Here is a 16,422-nt window from a genome sequence, read left to right as displayed (position 1 = left end):
CTGTGTTGGATCAAACCCTGCCCAAAGTGGCAGGTGCGACAACAACAGTCACAACACAGTTCGCCCGGAAAAAACATCTCATCCGATTGATCCACCTCCGCCTGTCCTGCGTATCCCGTTGTAAAATGTCGTATAACGAGGATGGAATGTTCGACGAAACCCGAGGCGTACGCAAGAAAATCGCAGTCGTAGGTGCAGGCATCTCTGGCCTGTCAGCCGCTTACTATCTGTCCGAAAATCACGATGTGACAGTGTTCGAGGCCGAAGCCCGGCTGGGTGGGCACGCCCGCACTGTCATGGCGGGCAAAAACGGCGATCAGCCGGTCGATACCGGGTTCATCGTATTCAACTACGTCACTTACCCATACCTGACAAAGCTGTTCGACGAACTGAACGTGCCCGTCATCGAAAGCGAAATGAGCTTTGGCGCCACCATAGACAATGGCCGCATCGAATACGGGTTGAACAACCTGCGCACCCTGACCGCACAGAAGCGCAACCTCACACGCCCCGCGTATTACAAGATGATTGCCGACATATTGCGGTTTGGCCGAGAGGCCCCCGGCGCCGCCCAGGACGACGACACCACAATCGGCGAACTGGTCGATCAGCTGCGTCTGGGCCATTGGTTTCGACACAACTATCTGATGCCGATGTGCGGCGCGATCTGGTCCACTCCGGTCGAGTTTGTCGATCAGTTCCCGGCCCGATCTCTGGTGCAGTTCTTCCGCAATCACGCCCTGATGGCCAGTGGCCGCGCCAATCAGCATCAGTGGTACACGGTCAAAGGCGGTAGCATTCAATATGTTCGCCGGATCGATGCGGCCCTGCGCGCCCGTGGCTGTGTAATCCGACTTGCCTCGCCCGTCGATCACATCCGTCGTGGCGATGCGGGTGTGACCGTTTACAGCCAGGGTCAGGTGGATCTGTTCGATGAGATTATTCTGGCAACCCATTCCGATCAGTCGCTGGCCATTCTGGGCGAGACCGCCACTGCTGCAGAAAGGGCCGCTCTGGGCGCGATCCGTTACCAGCCCAACACCGCCATTCTGCACTGCGACCCCCGCCAGATGCCCTGGCGGCGCGCCTGCTGGTCCAGTTGGACCTATCGTTCGCAGGAGGGCAGCGTTGGCGTCACGTATTGGATGAACCGGCTGCAGAATATTCCGGACAGTGATCCGCTATTCGTGACGCTGAACGCATCATCAGAAATTCCCGCGGATAAAATCTATGACACAGTCGAATTCGCCCATCCGGTATTCGACAAGGCCGCCCTGCGCGCGCAAGGCCAAATTCGCGCGATGCAGGGACAGAACCGAACCTGGTTTGCCGGTGCATACAATCGGCACGGCTTTCACGAAGACGGGATTGCCAGCGCGATGCGTGTCGTCGAACGCCTGAACGGCACCCCGCACACAATCGGAGCTGACAATGGCACTCCTGCGAAAGAGCCGACCATCCCTGCCTCGGCTCATCACTGATACTTGCCGTCCCGCGCTGGTTTCACTTGTTGTGCTGGCTCCAGGCGCGCTGGTCGCGTCGCCAATCACCCAAGCGCTGGCTGACGCCCAGCTAAAAGGAAGTGCGACCTTTCGGTTTTTAGGCATACCGGTATACGACGCCAAACTCTTTACGCCCTATGGCGCGGCGCTAAGTTGGAATGAGGAATTTGGCTTGCAGCTGACCTACCGCAAGTCTCTCAAGCAGAAGGCGCTGGTTGAATCGACGCTTGATGAAATGGCCCGGCAGGGAAACCCGGCCCCGACGCAAAGGCAGCTGGAACAGTGCTTTCAGGCGGTCAGCAAGGGCGATAACTACATTGCGATCTCGGAAGGTCCGAACAATGTTGGCTTCTGGCGCAATGGCCAAAGGACCTGCACGCTGTCGTACCCGGGCGCAAAGCGCGCCTTTATGTCCATTTTTCTGGGCAATGACACCCGATCCGCAAGTTTCACACGTCAGTTGAAGGGCCAGTGATGCTGTATCCGCGCGTCAGCCTTTACGCGTTGATGCTCGCTGCAACGGGTATCCCGTTATATATCCATCTGCCACGCTTCGCTGCCGTCAACCTGGGCATAGGTCTGGGCGTGATTGGAACCGTATTGTTGGTGATCCGTCTTGTGGATCTGGTTCAGGACCCGCTGATCGGCTGGGCCATCGATCGCTGGCCACGGGCGCAGGCGCTGTTTGCCGCAACCGCCACGATCGGGCTGGCAGTTGGGTTTCCCCTGCTGTTCGGCCTGCCAAAAGGAGCCAAAATCTCTGTTTTAGTCTCTGTTTTAGTACTTTTGTTCTCGGCTTATAGTCTGGGAACTATCTTGCTCTACGGTCGTAGTGCAACGCTGGCCAAGCACCCCGACCCTAAAGAGCTGATGACGCTGGCCGCCTGGCGCGAAGGTGGGCAACTGACCGGTGTGGTCCTTGCTGCAAGTGCCCCGGCCTTGTTCGTGGCCTTTGGAGCCAGCGCGCAGGGCTATCCGACCTTCGGCCTGTTTCTGAGTGTTCTGGCCGTCCTCACACTGATCCTCACTTTCCCCATCTGGCAACGCACTCCGATCACCGGCGAAAGGCTGTCCGTTTCCGGGATGGGTCAAGCCGGAGCGCTGCGCCTTCTGGCGCTGGTTCTGGTCAACAGCCTGCCGGTGGCGATCACGTCGACGCTGTTTCTTTTCTTTGTGGAAGACCGCCTGCAATTGCCCGGAAAAGCCGGGCCGCTGCTGATCCTGTTCTTCCTCAGCGCGGGGGCGAGCGTGCCGCTCTGGGCGCGGTTCAGCAACCGGATTGGCCCGAAACAGACTCTGGTGATCGCGATGCCACTGTCGATTGCCAGCTTTATCGGCGCGGCCACATTGTCGGCGGGCAACCTGACCGGGTTCGCTGTGATCTGCCTAACATCCGGTGCCGCGCTGGGGGCGGACATGGTGGTTTTGCCTGCCATGTTTTCGGTCGCGCTGACGCGCGCGGGGCTGAACGCCTCGGCCGCGTTTGGCATCTGGTCATTCGCGGGCAAGCTGAGCCTTGCGCTGGCCGCTTTTTTCACTCTGCCGCTGTTGGAGCGCAGCGGGTTCACCCCGGGACAGGCAAACTCGGCCGAGGCGCTGCGGACACTCAACCTCGCCTATGCCGTGCTGCCCTGCATCCTGAAACTCGGCGCGTTTGGAATGGTTCTGACGTTGCCCACTGAGGTCTCAGCCAAATGAATCTTGTTGCCGTCCTCCTGCTCGCCATCCTTGCCCTGCTTGCGGCCAGAAGCAAGTTCCTGAGCTTCCGTTCCCAATCCCCTGCGGATTACACAGGAACCGGACCCACATTCCTGATGAAAGAAAACCTGAATGGGGAAATCCTGTCAGAAGGTCTGATCTATGGGCCCAACGGCAAGATGTCGAACAGCTTTGCCGCCCGGATGGTTGGCGAATGGGACGGCAATATCGGAACTCTGGCTGAATATTTCACCTACTCCAACGGCAAGAAGATGACCCGCAAATGGTATCTGACGTTGGGTACCGGCAATACCTTCACCGCCAAGGCGGACGATATCGTGGGCGAAGGTCAGGGCACCATTTCGGGATCAACTGTCAAACTGACCTACCGCATCATCCTTCCCGAGGATGCGGGCGGGCACACGCTGGATGTCACCGACTGGATGTATCTGACGGAAAACGGCGTGATCATGAACCGATCCGAGATGCGCAAATTCGGCTTCAAGGTCGCCGAGCTGATCGCCACAATGCGCCCCGCCCCAGAAGCTAAGGCAGCCCATCTGAAGGGGGCCGGCGGCTATGACCCAACAACTGAGGCGAGGCCGTTACAATGACCTCGCGCTGCGTACTAATCACTGCTCTTGCCGTAATTGGCCTGGCCGTACTGACCGCCTGCTCAGCCAAACCGCGCGTACCCAGAAGCTTCCTGTCCGACCGGCAGTTAAATCTTGAGGAGTTCTTTGCGGGAAAAACTATCGCCTTTGGTCAGTTTCAGGACGTTCTGGGTAATGTCCCCCGCCGTTTCACGGTTGATATCGAGGGTACATGGAATGGTGAAACTCTGACCCTGGTCGAGGATTTCGTCTATGACGACGGCGCCACAGAGCAACGGATCTGGACGCTGACCAAAACAGGCGCAGACACGTGGACCGGAAGCGCGCCGGGTGTATTGGGCACGGCCAGCGGGGTAGAGCGTGGTGATACCTTCAACTGGAAGTACAAGATCGATCTGCCAGTCAAGGACGGCACCATGCGGGTAACTTTCGACGACTGGATGTGGTTGCTGGACGACGACCGCCTGCTGAACCGCGCTTATGTCTCGCGCTATGGTGTGCGGCTCGGTGAGGTTATTCTGTTCTTTGAAAAACAATAAAGCACCCCGTTCGAAACGAGATCTTAGTTGCTGGAATAGACGAAAGACAGCGACCTGCTGACACCTCCTGGTGGCTTCGGGAAAGGAGAGGCCGCTTCGACCTGCGCCTTGGCCGCCCGTTCAAGATCCGGTGAGCCGTTGGTGTCCACGACTTCAACATAGTTCAGGGTTCCGTCCGGGTTGATCACAAAAAACACCCTCGCAAAGCCTCGCGCCGCTGTATAGACGACTGGCGCCCGGTTCAGATGAACCAGAACCCGCCCGGCATAGTTCGTCCGGTCCGAATTTCCGGGCCCGCGCCCGCCTGACCGGGTACCGCTGTCGTCCACAGTAAAGACATCGATGCCCCTGCGTCTGTACGTCGTCAGCGGCGACTCGATCTCGCGTGAGGGGTACTGCAACGCGCTGAAATCTCTCGACCCGCCCAGCACACCTTGCGGTTCGGGGTCCGGACGGCGATCCGGAAGCCGGGGTCGGACCGATGAGGTCACCGCCAGCTCCGTCGCCTCGTCCTCCTCTGCCGTTTCCGTCACCTGCTCTCCGGCTGGGATGTCTGCTTCGACAACCTCAGGTATGTCGTCCGGAGAAACCGAAGGAACAGGCTCGGGCGCATCTGGCGGTTCGGGCACTTGGGCTGCCTGTGGCGGCGCGGCGGTGACGGCCTCGGTCTCGGCTGGGGGTTCGACCGGGGTTTCGACCGCATCCGGGGTGCCTTCCGGAGCTTCGATGACCTCAGCCGTCTCTGCAGGTGTCTCATCCACCTCGTCGCTAGCCGCCGCTTCGCCATCCGCGATGTTTTCAGTTTCAGCAGCGTCCGGCCCAACAGGCTCGGTTACATCCGGCTGCACAAGCTCGTCAGTTCCGGTATCGGGAGAGAACGTTTGCTGTGGATCATCCGAGGCGACATGCACTTCGCTGGTTGGAATTTCCGCCGGCTCAGGTTCAAGCTGCTCCTCAACTGGCGGCTCCGGTTCCTCCGCAGGCTCGGGTTCAAGCGGTTCGGTGACCTTATCGACCAGGTCTTCGAAGCTGTTGCCCAGCTCGACCGTATCCGTTGGGCCGGTGTCTCTCGGTCGTTCTGTCAGCCGGGGCGCAGTTAGGCTCAACCCCATGGCATGCAGCAGCAGCGACAACAGAACGGCGATGGCCGCGATGACGACCGAGCCCCGGATCATTCCAGCGCCTTCTCGGTCACGACAAACACCGATGTGGCCCCCAGACGGCGCAGAGTGCCGGTGACTTCGATCAGCCGCGAGCCAGCCGCATTCCGGTCCGGCACGATACGCACTGGCCCAGGCGCGCGCCCGTCCATATAGGTTTCTGGTTCAATGAGTACGCCGCGAAAACTGAGCGTCCCGTCCCGGTGCAGAACCAGTGCATCTGGCGGCTCGCGTCCCTCAAGCGCGGACGTGTCCACAAGGTCCAGATCGGGGTCCAGCGGCGTGGCCACCGTGCCCGCGATCAGAAAGAAGATCAGCATCAGGAAGACGACATTGATCAGCGCAATGGTCGAGTCGCGTTTGCGGCGAGGACGGGAAAAACGGATCATTCCAGCACCAGAACGCTGAGCCCTTCACGTCCGCGCAACTCGACCAGCAAGTCCACCAGATGTTGCGCCGTCGTATCGGAATCCAGGCTGATCAGAACCTGCCCGGTCGTCACCTGCGCGGTCAATTCCACCAGCGTGACGGGCGCACCGTTCAGAACCAGCCGTTCTGCCCCCAGTTGGACAAATACCCTGTCTTGAGGCGCCTCGGTTGCAGTGCCCCCGGTTGTGGCATTGCTCAGTTCGATCTCGCCATATTTCGAGAAGGTCGATGTCAGCATGAAGAACAGCAACAGCAAAAAGATCACGTCGATGAGCGGCGTCATCGCCAATGGACGCCGGACGAAGGGTGCCGCGTTACGCATGCCCGGGCGCGACGACCGCAGTTTGGGTGTCATCCGCCAGCGGAATCGCCTGCCCCGGCACCAGAACCGTGCGCAGCGCCTTGTCCGCAAAGACCCGCTCGCGCGCTGTGCGGCTTTCGAACCAGGACAACACCATCGAGGTCGGCATCGCGACCGCCAGCCCTACGGCCGTGGTCACCAGCGCCACCCAGATACCGCCTGCCAATAATGACGGATCAACCGAGGACCCGGCGTTTTGTAGGCTCTGAAACGCCTCGATCATGCCCAGAACTGTCCCGAACAACCCCAGCAGAGGGGCGAGTTGCGCCACCGTGTCCAATAACCGGAAACCCCGTTCCAGACCGGCCAGCGCCAGACCCGCCTCGGCGTCCAGCCTTTGGTCCAGACCGGGTGCATCCGGCGCGTCCATCGCGACCCTTACAAGCGGTGCAAGGTAGCTGCGGCTTTTGGCCAGACGCGCGCGAGCAGACCGTTCATCACCGGCGTCCCAGGCTGCCAGAGCCTCGGACAGGACCCGGTGCCGCCCTACGCCTGAAACCGTGAATTGCCAGAGTTTGTATAACGTGACCGCAACCGTCACCACGGACATGGCAATCAGGATACCAACCACCGGCCCACCAAGGGCCAGGATTTCACGCAAAGCGTCAAGAAAGCTCATCCCAATAGCTCCACATCTGTTCGGCTGCGCAGGGTCAAGGCCTCTGTGCACATCTTGCTCTCTGACCCACCGACAACACAGGTTTTTATGCCGTTGATCAGAACACGCCCAACCTGCGCACATATCACGTTCCGCACCAGAAACTGGCGCACACGCGGCAGACCCTTTGGTAGTTCCCCGAAATTGTACAACGCTAGTGTGACCACGCTACCTGAACTATCAAAAATTACTGTTTCATAGCCCACGTCGTCGATTTTTGTTTCCGTCTCATTCTGGGTCACAAATGTTAGCAGGCAGGCCCCCTCGACATCCTGAATTGTATTGAGCTCCAAAAACAGACCCATTGGCGCCTCATCGGTGGATTGGGCCTGCGCGACGAGAGGCAGAATAGCGAAAACTGCGGCAATGGCCGAATGGCGGAACTTCATTGGCACACTCCCGGTTGTGCAACGCAAGCAATAGCGCCCGGTTAGACATGACAAGCGCTATATCCCTCATATCCAAGACCGCTTTCGCGCGAAAGGGCCGCCGACGCCTTTGTGATATAAGAAAAATTCAACAGGCAACGGACCGCTGCCAAAGAGGAGGACACCCTTTAGGCATTCGGTGCCAGATCGCATCGGATTTTGACCCCACCAAAGACAGTCGTTCAGGAAAAGATAAACTCGTCCGTCAGAAGTAACGGCTTCGACTGAACTTTGTCCGCACCGATCGATCCTGAAGAGCTTGAAGAAACTCTGACAGGGCGCACAGTGTTTTTTGCCCGGTTCTTTCGAAGCTCAAGTTCATTCAGCAAAAAGAAAATTCCCGCACGTTTACCCATCAGGGCTTCAGGTACCCTGACCGGCAAAACCTGCGTTTTTTTCTGAGAATACTTCATAAAGTAACCTCCGGGCCAAAGCGCCGCGGCCTGCATAGCCGGGAAAAAGGGCAAAAATTGGACTTCGACCGAAGAATGCGGAGATTGCGTGTCTTCTCGCTCAAGGAAGGGCGATGAATGACTGTCCGGTTTTTTCGAGCCCGACCATCACTCACCACCCCGATGGGCTTGCTGATCCTGCTCAATCGCTGAAACCATGCAGGAAATTCCGGTGCAAGCCACAGGATACAGCTGTTTTTCGGTGGTGCGGACATGCGTCAGCAGCGATCAGCTTTCGCGGAAAGCGTGCGCCAGCTGGTCGGTCAACGGTTTGAGCAAAAAGCTCAGAACCGAGCGGTCGCCCGTCTGCAAAAACGCTTCGATCGGCATGCCGGGGATCAGCTCGGACTGTCCCAGCCGAGCCAGTTCTTCAGGCGGAAGAGTCACATCGACGCGATAAAATCGACGGCCTGTCGCAGGGTCCTCAACGCTGTCGGGAGAGACGCGGGATACAGCACCGAAAAGTTCCGGGGTTGCACGTTGATCGAATGCGGGAAACCGGAGTCTGGCGGTCTGACCCATGTGCACGATGTCAATGGATTCCGGCGCAACCTCCACTTCAAATTCCAGCCCGTCCGTGACCGGAACAACAGTCAACAGCGTTTCTTGCGGAGCCACGACCCCACCGGCCGTCCACACCTGCAATTCATGCACAATGCCCCCAACCGGCGATCTGATATCAAGGCGGCTCAGCATTTCGTCCAGCCGGGCCAGTTCCAACCGGTTTTCGTCAATGTCGGCAGTGACCTGACGCAGTTCCAGAACCACATCATCATGAAATTCCTGATCGGCCTGAGTGATTTTGAGTTCAGAATCCTGAATCGAGTTCCGAATACGCGTCAAATCTGTCTGAAGCACAGCGATCTGGCCCAGCAAATCCACCTGCCGGCCCTGAAGCGACAGCAGCCTGCTCTCCGGAACCAGCCCCTGATCGAACAATGTCTCTACATTGCCGATCTCCCGGTCGACCAGTGCAACCTGACTTTCCGTAGCCTCCAATTGCGCCTCAATACCTTCGATCTGGGCTTCGTGCTGCTCAATTTGTTCGTTCAGCTGCGCTTTGCGGCTATCCAGTACAGCCCGCCGTGACCTGAATGCCTCGACCTGGCCCTGCAAGTGTCGCTGCACAGCTTCCTGATCAAGCTCGGCAACCATCTCAACCGGCTGTATTTCAGTCAGGTTCAGGCGTTCCGCCTCCAGACGGGCTTTGCGCGTTGCCAACTCGGCCAAGACACCGCGCACGATATCCCGGTTGATTTGCGACAATTTCGGGTCAAGCTGCAGGACCACCTGCCCCGCCTCGACCAGATCGCCGTTCTTGACCAGAATATCGCGGACCTTACCCCCTTCGAGGCTCTGAACCGGGCGCGGGTTGCCCTGCACGGCAACTTCACCAGTCGCGATGACCGCGCCGCCGATTGTTATGAACTTGAACAGCCCAACCAACAGCAACAACCCGATGACACTGCCAAGAGCTATTACCTGCTCGGTCCGACTAAGTTTGGTTTTGATGCCCGTCTTTTGCGTCATTTCAATTACCCGGCTCTTCTTGATTCAAACGGAATCGGTTCTGAGGGCACCGATTGCATCGCCATGTTGACTATCTCGTCGCGCGGACCGAACTTGGCCACTTTACCTTTGTTCAAGATCAACACTTTGTTCGATTGAAGCAGCACATTCGGCCGGTGGGCGGTCACAACGACGGTGCTGCCTGCTTCCCGAAGCAAACTAATCGCTTCGATAACTGTTTGGTCACCATACGAGTCCAGATGAGCGTCGGGTTCATCCAAAACAACAAGCCTCGGCAGTTTGAACATTGCGCGTGCAAGCCCGATCCTCTGCGCCTGCCCGCCCGACAGGGGCTGACCTTCGTGGCCTACTCTCGTGGCATACCCATCCGGGAAACCAAGGATCATTTCGTGTACGCCGGCGTGACGCGCGGCCTCAAAAATATCCTTTTCTTTCGCCTGATCATCAAAGCGTGAGATGTTTTCGGCGATTGTTCCGGGCAGCATTTCCACGTGTTGTGGCAGGTAGCCGATGTGTTGGCCCAGATCATCCGGATCCCATTGATCCAGTGTCGCACCGTCCAGCCGAACCTCTCCGAAATCAGGGCGCCAAACTCCTACAAGCGTCTTCGCCAGACTCGACTTGCCTGCCGCGCTGTTGCCAATAATTCCCAGGACATCACCGGGCTCCAGCGCGAAACTGACCTGATCCAATATCCGTGCACGGACCCGCTGCCCATTCGCGGGAACCAGCTTGGTCACGTTCTTGAGTCGAATTGCACCCGTGGGTTTCGGCAGCGCGACTTTGGGCTTGTGCGCCGGAGCTTCGTCAAACACCTCGCTCAGACGTTTGTGCGCCTCAGACGCACGGCCGATCCCGCGCCACTGTCCAATTACCTGATCGATGGGAGCCAGGGCCCTGCCAGCCAGAATCGACGCCCCAACAATCATCCCTGCAGAAATCTGTTGCTGCAGAGCCAGATACGCGCCTGCGGTCAGCAACATCGATTGCAATAACAGACGGAAAACGCGGGCACTGGCCGAGAAACCGTCAGACCGATCTCCTCCCATTTGCGATTGCGCCACCGCACCTTCATGGGCCGCCCGCCACCGCTTGGTCACAGCCGCGCGCATGCCCAGCGCCTTGATGGCTTCGGTGCTACGAAGGCTTTGATTCACAAAAGCGCGTTCAGCCCCGTCTAACTGCATCGCCTGAGCCAGGGGTTTCCGGCTGGTCCACTGATTGATCACCGCCAAAACCACAACAACCGCAGCTCCGGCCAAAGTCAGGTAGCCAAGCCACGGATGAATAATAAAGACTGCAACAAGAAAAATCGGGATCCAGGGCAAATCGAATAAACCACGGATCGCCGGGCCGGAAAGGAAGCTGCGCACAACCTCAAGGTCACGCAAGCTGCTCGCGCTTTTGCTGCGTTGGCCGCCATTCTCCAGCACCTGAAGAAAGGCCAGTTCGCCGGTCATCTCGTCAAACCGGAAAGCGGCACGTGACAAAACGCGTGATCTGATAAATTCGTACACGCCCATAAAGGCATAGAGCACCAAAACGATCAGAAACAATCCGGTCAATGTCGAAACTGATCCGCTGGCCAAAACCCGATCGTATATCTGCAGCATGTATAGTGGGCCGGTCAGCATCAGAAGATTGATGGCCGCACTGAAAAATCCGGCACGAATAAAAGCGCCGCGCAGGGCCTGAACCGCGCGCCCATAGGGCGTCAGAGTCACGTCATTAGGTTTCATTGCATCACTGCCCGAGTTTCTTGCCTGTATTTTATCTGCTTTTCAAAAGCGATCTATTCGCGCCTTGCCCAATACTTCGGAACGGCGCGTCGAACGCAACTTTTGCAGAGAATCCCCATATTCAGGTTGCGGAAAATATTGATGGTATTTCGAAAGGAAAGCAGGCTTGAGCTGACAGTCAGATCTAGGCGGGTTTCTGCGGGATTCCGGCTGCAAGGTTCAGCGGTATATTGCCCAATAGCACATGGAAAACATGCTCAATAATGCATTCATCCCCAATTTCCCAAGGTTAAATCACGCTGGGATTGGCGGAATTCAGTTCTTTCGCAATGCCTTACTGAAAACGATTGTCGGAGGGGCGGGTAATTACCGTCAAAGGCAGCCATTTCTCTGCTCAAGCGACCGAATCTACCGGCGTTCCCGGCAATGAAACCTGCCCGTCCCTCAGCTTTTCAGGTCACTTGACGATCAAACTGAAGGCTCTGCATCGGTAAGGAAAGACACTGAACGCCAGCAGTCTGTATAGGACGTCGGACCTGTCCGCGCGCAGAATCCGGCCGTGGCCAATCAAACAGATACTGACCTATTCCCGAGGCTGGCGTTTCTCTTGCCGAAGGGTTCTTCTGCCCGAGCGAAAGCGGATCGACGCCAGATTGCTCGGGGAAGGGTGTCTAAAGGAGAGCAAAACGGAAGCCACCTTGAACAGGCAGGTCTAGTAACCTCAAATGACCGAAATCAGCGCGTTTGCAGCCGTCACAAACCCGGCAACCGCGACCGAGCTTGCCAGAAGTATACAAATAATTTCCAATGCGCTGAGCTTCATTTTGACCCCCATCAAAACGCAGTGCACTCCATAGAGCAACTCTGGCGTAGCGCAAAGAGAGGGTGTGTTTACGGCGCGGAAACCCGCCGCGCGAACGGCGTGTATTCGCTCAGGCATTGGCACAGGACTCAATCTGCGGGTCGTGCTGGTATCACTTGCAGCTTGACCTGTTGCCTCACCGCATCAACCAGATACGCACCCGCCATACGCCCACGCAGTAACAATCGAGGCAACCCCCACGGTATGTGTTTTCCTTTGCCAGTTCTCTCTTTCAGCTTTGCCAGCATTTGATCCACTTCCGGCAATTTCAGAACCATTTCCGGCCATACAGAGCAATCAGATTTCGCGCTTTTCCATCATTTTGACGAGATGCGCTGAAGTGTGTTTATGCAGCCTCAAGGCTCCTTTTGCTCAAGCTCAACGGGCTTGGACGGGATGGCGTGCGTGATAATGGTTTACCGCTCCACCAGATTGGAGTTCGTATAGCGCACAAGAATTCCAGCCCACCCGTCAAGCACAGCTAAGCGCCCAACTCAAGATTAGCCCGTCACGCTTTGTCTTTGCCGGGGATCACACTTATTCCGGGGCTGCAGCAGGTGCGGGCTCCTCACCCCCTGCGTCCTCGCTGTCGGTCCTCATCATGGAAAGAGCCAGAACAACAACTAGGACCGCGGCGATAATGATAAAATTCCTGTTCATATCTTTTCTCCCGAAGCAGTGAGCAGCACCCACAGCGGCAAGCCACGAAGAGTTTAAGCCAAGACCTGCTTCTCTGGTGCCTGACCGGAATGCTGTTCGTAATGATCGACCGCCGACAAGTATTCTTCCAGCCGTTTGCCCTCGTCAGTATCCGGTTCCGATCCCCACAAGTATTCTATTTCCCGGAGCGCAGCACGGTATTCAGCCTGGGTGCGGACAAATGTCATGGTAAAGCCTCTATGCATAAATCAATTTGAGACTTCATATCCTAGTTTCCGCGATTCTGATAGATGGTCCGCCGTCTTGCAATTGCGGCCGAAGCAACCAACCAAAGTTCTGAACAAGTCAGATTGCGGTATTACAAGGCTCAGGACCAATTGGTTGCACCCGGTCGGCTCGCGATTGCTGCGCCGCAGCACTAAATTGCATCGTGAAAGTCCGCAAATAAGCCGGACCGTCGTGGCGCGTTTGCAAATGCGTGAATTTGAGACTACGGCAGAAACGGGCTCAATTCATCGTTTTAAGCGAATAGCAGCGAACGGCGGGATCGAACCGGAGCAGATTTCAATTTGGCACGCCGGCGCCGCTACGCAGCGCATGAACACACGAAGGAAAAGCAAAAGGCCAGCCTTTCGGCCAACCCCTCACTTTTGCTGCCTGTATCTTTTCGTCAGTTACAAGCCGATTGGCCTGCATACATTCCAAGTCCAGCGCCTGCCGCCGTAGCGAGGGTTTTACCCGTGCCTGCACCAATCTGGTTGCCCAAGACGCCACCAAGAGCTGCACCCCCCAGAACACCAGCAGCACACCGAGCGTCGTTTTGTGCTTGAGCCTGAGTTGGCGTTGTCGGGGCTCCACATGCTGCCAAGAGCAATGCGCCACCAAGCAGGCAAGCTACCGTTGTCTTCTTCATGTCGGTTTCCTTACGTTCGTTCGTATGTCTCGGCCTCTTGTTTTTAGACATGTAGGTTCTGCCGAACCTTTCGCCAACCCGCCGGTGGTCCAGAAGCAATAACCCGCCCAATGACGGGTAATTCGTTGGCTGAGCAATATCTTCATGCGGTTCTGGGGTGAACCACAGCTTAATTCACTCACCTGAATTTCATGGTCGGCAATCCCAACGTCCGATTTCCGTCGCGTTCGACTTTCTGCAAGGACAAAGAACCAAAGTGTGATCAACGGCGACTAGAGCGTCCGACGTTGCCTAACCAGTAGGTCTCTTGCTATTCCGCGTACCCACTGGAATTGCTTTCCGAGCTTGGCTCACAACGATCTCTCTTAGTGACCAAAAAGGCACGCCTCAATGTATGTTGCGGTGCTTACGTATTGCTTCCGGCGAGCAGAATACACCTTAGGCTCTCCGCATGAAGCCAGATAAAACATTGCTTTCATTTAAAAAAGTGGTGAGCCGTGCAGGATTCGAACCTGCGACCCACTGATTAAAAGTCAGTTGCTCTACCAACTGAGCTAACGGCCCACTCTTTCGTTGGATCTTGTCGATCCGTGGCGCTCTCTAAGGCATTTTCCCGACCGGGTTCAAGTCCTTATTTGCACCTCGTTTCGCCGTCACTTAACTTGTTTCCGGCGTCCCGATAGGCGGCTTAATTAGGCAGGTGGCGCGGGGGGGTCAACCCCTTTTTTCAGGAATCTTCACTGCAGGGTGGATTCCTTTCCAGCGCGGGGTTATATGCCCGCCATGCAACGAATACTGACCACCGGATTGCCCTTCATGAAGATGCACGGGCTGGGCAATGACTTTGTCATTGTGGATGCGCGTGCACAGTCGGTCGATATTTCACCCACGCTGGCGCGGGGAATTGGGCACCGGCAATTCGGCGTAGGCTTTGACCAGTTGGCGGTCATCGAAAACGGTGAATCGGATGCACATCTGGTGTTCTACAATGCGGACGGTTCGACCTCGGCCGCGTGCGGCAATGCCACACGGTGCATCGCGCGGTTCCTGATGGAAGAAACCGGTAAATCTGACCTGACCCTGACCACCGAGCGCGGAACCCTGTTGGCGCACGACGCCGGGGACGGCCTGACCTCGGTCAATATGGGCCAACCACAGTTGGACTGGCACGAGATTCCGCTGGCCGAAGAAGTCGATACGCTGGAATTGCCGATTGAGGGCGCACCGACCGCCACCGGGATGGGCAACCCGCACTGCACTTTTTTTGTTGAGGATGCCGAAGCCATCCCACTGACGGAATTTGGGTCTCGGTATGAATATCATCCGCTCTATCCAGAACGCACCAACGTGCAGGTGGCGCAGGTCGTCGGACCGGATCACATCCGCATGCGCGTGTGGGAACGGGGGGTGGGAATAACACTGGCCTCAGGCTCGTCCTCTTGTGCGACAGCGGTTGCAGCCGCGCGCCGCGGGCTGACCGGGCGCCGGGTGCAGGTTGATCTTGATGGCGGCACGATCTGGATCGACTGGCGCGAAGATGGGGTCTGGATGACCGGACCGACCTGCCACGTCTTCTCGGGCACATTGACGACGGAATTTCTGAGGACGCTGGAATGAGAGCCCCCAAATTCACCACGCTGGGTTGCCGCCTGAACGCCTATGAGACCGAGGCGATGAAAGAACTGTCTCAACAAGCTGGTCTTGCCGACGCCGTGGTGGTGAACACCTGTGCTGTGACGGCCGAGGCCGTACGCAAAGCGCGGCAGGAGATACGTAAGCTGCGGCGGGAAAATCCCCACGCTCGGCTGATCGTGACGGGCTGTGCGGCACAGACCGAACCTGAGACCTTCTCCGGGATGGAAGAGGTCGATGCCGTGATTGGCAACACCGAGAAAATGCAGCCCGACACCTGGAAAGGCATGGCTGCGGATTTCATCGGAGAAACCGAGACCGTTCAGGTCGATGACATCATGTCCGTCACGGAAACCGCCGGGCACCTGATCGACGGGTTCGGTACCCGCTCGCGCGCCTATGTGCAGGTCCAAAACGGCTGTGACCATCGCTGCACCTTCTGCATCATCCCTTACGGCCGTGGTAACTCGCGCAGCGTCCCGGCGGGCGTGGTGGTGAACCAGATCAAGCGGCTGGTGGACAAGGGCTATAATGAGGTTGTTCTGACCGGTGTTGATCTGACCTCATGGGGGGCCGACCTACCGGCGCAGCCCAAGCTGGGCGATCTGGTGATGCGTATTCTGAAACTGGTGCCCGACCTGCCGCGCCTGCGGATCAGTTCGATCGACTCGATCGAGGTGGACGAGAACCTGATGCAGGCCATCGCCACAGAGCCACGGCTGATGCCGCATCTGCACCTGTCGCTGCAACATGGCGACGACCTGATCCTGAAGCGGATGAAGCGCCGCCACCTGCGCGATGACGCCATCCGCTTTACCGAAGACGCCCGCAAGCTGCGCCCCGAGATGACCTTTGGCGCCGATATCATCGCGGGCTTTCCGACCGAAACCGAGGCGCATTTCGAAAACTCGCTGAGACTGGTGACTGAGTGCGATCTGACCTGGCTGCACGTCTTTCCCTATTCCAAGCGTGAAGGCACTCCGGCGGCCCGTATACCGCAGCAGATCAACGGCACGATCATCAAAGACCGTGCGGCACGCCTGCGTGCTGCGGGTGAAGCACAGGTCACTAAGCATCTGGCCTCCCAGATAGGCCAAACCCACCACATCCTGATGGAAAACCCGCATATGGGCCGAACCGAGCAATTCACTGAGGTATCCTTCGAATCTCCGCAAACCGAAGGGCAGATCGTGACGGCACAGGTTTCCGGTTGCACCGAAACGCAGCTGATTGCCTGAAGCAGAG

At 57.5% G+C, this 16,422-nt stretch carries 19 protein-coding genes and 1 tRNA gene; 7 read left to right on the top strand and 13 right to left on the bottom strand.

The genetic code is table 11. The annotated features are described in order from the left end of the window. Positions 1 to 146 precede the first annotated feature (146 nt). The 5 genes from GOX66_RS11245 to GOX66_RS11225 are packed head-to-tail and all read left to right on the top strand — an operon-like array spanning position 147 to position 4,353. A complete protein-coding gene (locus GOX66_RS11245; RefSeq protein ID WP_170762635.1) occupies positions 147 to 1,481 on the top strand; it encodes an NAD(P)/FAD-dependent oxidoreductase in 1,335 nt (444 codons plus the stop codon). Next, the gene (locus GOX66_RS11240; protein WP_170762633.1) at positions 1,432 to 1,977 is read left to right on the top strand and encodes a hypothetical protein; all 546 of its coding nucleotides are present in this window, start codon (positions 1,432 to 1,434) and stop codon (positions 1,975 to 1,977) included. The genes GOX66_RS11245 and GOX66_RS11240 overlap by 50 nt, the downstream gene beginning before the upstream one ends. After that, positions 1,977 to 3,200, top strand: a complete 1,224-nt coding sequence (locus tag GOX66_RS11235; RefSeq protein ID WP_170762631.1) for an MFS transporter — start codon at positions 1,977 to 1,979, stop codon at positions 3,198 to 3,200. The genes GOX66_RS11240 and GOX66_RS11235 overlap by 1 nt, the downstream gene beginning before the upstream one ends. After that, positions 3,197 to 3,814 (top strand): DUF3833 domain-containing protein, encoded by a 618-nt coding sequence (locus tag GOX66_RS11230; RefSeq protein ID WP_170762629.1) that lies wholly within the window; start codon positions 3,197 to 3,199, stop codon positions 3,812 to 3,814. The genes GOX66_RS11235 and GOX66_RS11230 overlap by 4 nt, the downstream gene beginning before the upstream one ends. Beyond that, entirely contained in the window at positions 3,811 to 4,353 is a 543-nt protein-coding gene (locus GOX66_RS11225) for a DUF3833 family protein (protein ID WP_170762627.1), read from the top strand. The genes GOX66_RS11230 and GOX66_RS11225 overlap by 4 nt, the downstream gene beginning before the upstream one ends. A gap of 23 nt (positions 4,354 to 4,376) precedes the next feature. On the opposite strand, the gene GOX66_RS11220 is transcribed toward GOX66_RS11225, so the two are convergent. The 13 genes from GOX66_RS11220 to GOX66_RS11165 form a co-directional block, all read right to left on the bottom strand. Beyond that, entirely contained in the window at positions 4,377 to 5,528 is a 1,152-nt protein-coding gene (locus GOX66_RS11220) for an energy transducer TonB family protein (protein WP_170762624.1), read from the bottom strand. Continuing rightward, positions 5,525 to 5,902: an ExbD/TolR family protein gene (locus GOX66_RS11215; protein ID WP_170762622.1), complete on the bottom strand. Its 378-nt coding sequence runs from the start codon at positions 5,900 to 5,902 to the stop codon at positions 5,525 to 5,527. The genes GOX66_RS11220 and GOX66_RS11215 overlap by 4 nt, the downstream gene beginning before the upstream one ends. Further along, entirely contained in the window at positions 5,899 to 6,264 is a 366-nt protein-coding gene (locus GOX66_RS11210) for an ExbD/TolR family protein (protein WP_237212565.1), read from the bottom strand. Before GOX66_RS11210 ends, GOX66_RS11215 begins: the two co-directional genes overlap by 4 nt. Beyond that, complete coding sequence (locus GOX66_RS11205; RefSeq protein ID WP_170762621.1) at positions 6,257 to 6,922, bottom strand: MotA/TolQ/ExbB proton channel family protein; 666 nt, start codon at positions 6,920 to 6,922, stop codon at positions 6,257 to 6,259. Before GOX66_RS11205 ends, GOX66_RS11210 begins: the two co-directional genes overlap by 8 nt. Beyond that, positions 6,919 to 7,350, bottom strand: a complete 432-nt coding sequence (locus GOX66_RS11200) for a hypothetical protein (protein WP_170762619.1) — start codon at positions 7,348 to 7,350, stop codon at positions 6,919 to 6,921. The genes GOX66_RS11205 and GOX66_RS11200 overlap by 4 nt, the downstream gene beginning before the upstream one ends. Positions 7,351 to 7,571: 221 nt before the next feature. Continuing rightward, positions 7,572 to 7,802: a hypothetical protein gene (locus tag GOX66_RS11195; RefSeq protein WP_170762617.1), complete on the bottom strand. Its 231-nt coding sequence runs from the start codon at positions 7,800 to 7,802 to the stop codon at positions 7,572 to 7,574. Between the two features lie 267 nt (positions 7,803 to 8,069). Next, positions 8,070 to 9,371, bottom strand: coding sequence for an HlyD family type I secretion periplasmic adaptor subunit (locus tag GOX66_RS11190; protein WP_170762614.1), 1,302 nt, complete (start codon positions 9,369 to 9,371; stop codon positions 8,070 to 8,072). Positions 9,372 to 9,376: 5 nt separating this feature from the next. Continuing rightward, positions 9,377 to 11,110, bottom strand: coding sequence for a type I secretion system permease/ATPase (locus GOX66_RS11185; RefSeq protein ID WP_170762613.1), 1,734 nt, complete (start codon positions 11,108 to 11,110; stop codon positions 9,377 to 9,379). A gap of 721 nt (positions 11,111 to 11,831) precedes the next feature. Next, positions 11,832 to 12,050 (bottom strand): hypothetical protein, encoded by a 219-nt coding sequence (locus GOX66_RS11180; RefSeq protein WP_170762611.1) that lies wholly within the window; start codon positions 12,048 to 12,050, stop codon positions 11,832 to 11,834. A gap of 459 nt (positions 12,051 to 12,509) precedes the next feature. Beyond that, the gene (locus tag GOX66_RS26050; RefSeq protein WP_272871509.1) at positions 12,510 to 12,632 is read right to left on the bottom strand and encodes a hypothetical protein; all 123 of its coding nucleotides are present in this window, start codon (positions 12,630 to 12,632) and stop codon (positions 12,510 to 12,512) included. A gap of 53 nt (positions 12,633 to 12,685) precedes the next feature. Continuing rightward, entirely contained in the window at positions 12,686 to 12,859 is a 174-nt protein-coding gene (locus GOX66_RS11175; protein WP_170762609.1) for a hypothetical protein, read from the bottom strand. Between the two features lie 443 nt (positions 12,860 to 13,302). Next, positions 13,303 to 13,545: a glycine zipper 2TM domain-containing protein gene (locus tag GOX66_RS26045; RefSeq protein WP_170762607.1), complete on the bottom strand. Its 243-nt coding sequence runs from the start codon at positions 13,543 to 13,545 to the stop codon at positions 13,303 to 13,305. Positions 13,546 to 14,033: 488 nt separating this feature from the next. Further along, positions 14,034 to 14,109: transfer RNA gene (locus GOX66_RS11165), tRNA-Lys, on the bottom strand. Between the two features lie 210 nt (positions 14,110 to 14,319). On the opposite strand from GOX66_RS11165, the gene dapF reads away from it, so the two are divergent. Next, positions 14,320 to 15,162: a diaminopimelate epimerase gene (gene dapF, locus GOX66_RS11160; protein WP_170762605.1), complete on the top strand. Its 843-nt coding sequence runs from the start codon at positions 14,320 to 14,322 to the stop codon at positions 15,160 to 15,162. Then, the gene (gene mtaB, locus GOX66_RS11155; RefSeq protein WP_170762603.1) at positions 15,159 to 16,415 is read left to right on the top strand and encodes a tRNA (N(6)-L-threonylcarbamoyladenosine(37)-C(2))-methylthiotransferase MtaB; all 1,257 of its coding nucleotides are present in this window, start codon (positions 15,159 to 15,161) and stop codon (positions 16,413 to 16,415) included. The genes dapF and mtaB overlap by 4 nt, the downstream gene beginning before the upstream one ends. Positions 16,416 to 16,422 lie beyond the last annotated feature (7 nt).

The sequence above is a fragment of the Ruegeria lacuscaerulensis genome (genome assembly GCF_013031245.1).
GTDB classification, from domain to species: domain Bacteria; phylum Pseudomonadota; class Alphaproteobacteria; order Rhodobacterales; family Rhodobacteraceae; genus Ruegeria; species Ruegeria lacuscaerulensis_C.
Note: the sequence above shows the minus strand (reverse complement) of the source record. Positions and strands in the feature narration are given on the sequence as shown.

Coding starts and splice junctions, on each gene's coding strand:
- GOX66_RS11175 (WP_170762609.1), bottom strand. CDS start 12,859: ATGACATTTGTCCGCACCCAGGCTGAATACCGTGCTGCGCTCCGGGAA.
- GOX66_RS11195 (WP_170762617.1), bottom strand. CDS start 7,802: ATGAAGTATTCTCAGAAAAAAACGCAGGTTTTGCCGGTCAGGGTACCT.
- GOX66_RS11205 (WP_170762621.1), bottom strand. CDS start 6,922: ATGAGCTTTCTTGACGCTTTGCGTGAAATCCTGGCCCTTGGTGGGCCG.
- GOX66_RS11220 (WP_170762624.1), bottom strand. CDS start 5,528: ATGATCCGGGGCTCGGTCGTCATCGCGGCCATCGCCGTTCTGTTGTCG.
- GOX66_RS11190 (WP_170762614.1), bottom strand. CDS start 9,371: ATGACGCAAAAGACGGGCATCAAAACCAAACTTAGTCGGACCGAGCAG.
- GOX66_RS11200 (WP_170762619.1), bottom strand. CDS start 7,350: ATGAAGTTCCGCCATTCGGCCATTGCCGCAGTTTTCGCTATTCTGCCT.
- GOX66_RS11180 (WP_170762611.1), bottom strand. CDS start 12,050: ATGCCTGAGCGAATACACGCCGTTCGCGCGGCGGGTTTCCGCGCCGTA.
- GOX66_RS11245 (WP_170762635.1), top strand. CDS start 147: ATGTTCGACGAAACCCGAGGCGTACGCAAGAAAATCGCAGTCGTAGGT.
- GOX66_RS11235 (WP_170762631.1), top strand. CDS start 1,977: ATGCTGTATCCGCGCGTCAGCCTTTACGCGTTGATGCTCGCTGCAACG.
- GOX66_RS11225 (WP_170762627.1), top strand. CDS start 3,811: ATGACCTCGCGCTGCGTACTAATCACTGCTCTTGCCGTAATTGGCCTG.
- GOX66_RS11185 (WP_170762613.1), bottom strand. CDS start 11,110: ATGAAACCTAATGACGTGACTCTGACGCCCTATGGGCGCGCGGTTCAG.
- GOX66_RS11210 (WP_237212565.1), bottom strand. CDS start 6,264: ATGCGTAACGCGGCACCCTTCGTCCGGCGTCCATTGGCGATGACGCCG.
- dapF (WP_170762605.1), top strand. CDS start 14,320: ATGCCCGCCATGCAACGAATACTGACCACCGGATTGCCCTTCATGAAG.
- GOX66_RS26050 (WP_272871509.1), bottom strand. CDS start 12,632: ATGAACAGGAATTTTATCATTATCGCCGCGGTCCTAGTTGTTGTTCTG.
- GOX66_RS11230 (WP_170762629.1), top strand. CDS start 3,197: ATGAATCTTGTTGCCGTCCTCCTGCTCGCCATCCTTGCCCTGCTTGCG.
- GOX66_RS26045 (WP_170762607.1), bottom strand. CDS start 13,545: ATGAAGAAGACAACGGTAGCTTGCCTGCTTGGTGGCGCATTGCTCTTG.
- mtaB (WP_170762603.1), top strand. CDS start 15,159: ATGAGAGCCCCCAAATTCACCACGCTGGGTTGCCGCCTGAACGCCTAT.
- GOX66_RS11240 (WP_170762633.1), top strand. CDS start 1,432: ATGGCACTCCTGCGAAAGAGCCGACCATCCCTGCCTCGGCTCATCACT.
- GOX66_RS11215 (WP_170762622.1), bottom strand. CDS start 5,902: ATGATCCGTTTTTCCCGTCCTCGCCGCAAACGCGACTCGACCATTGCG.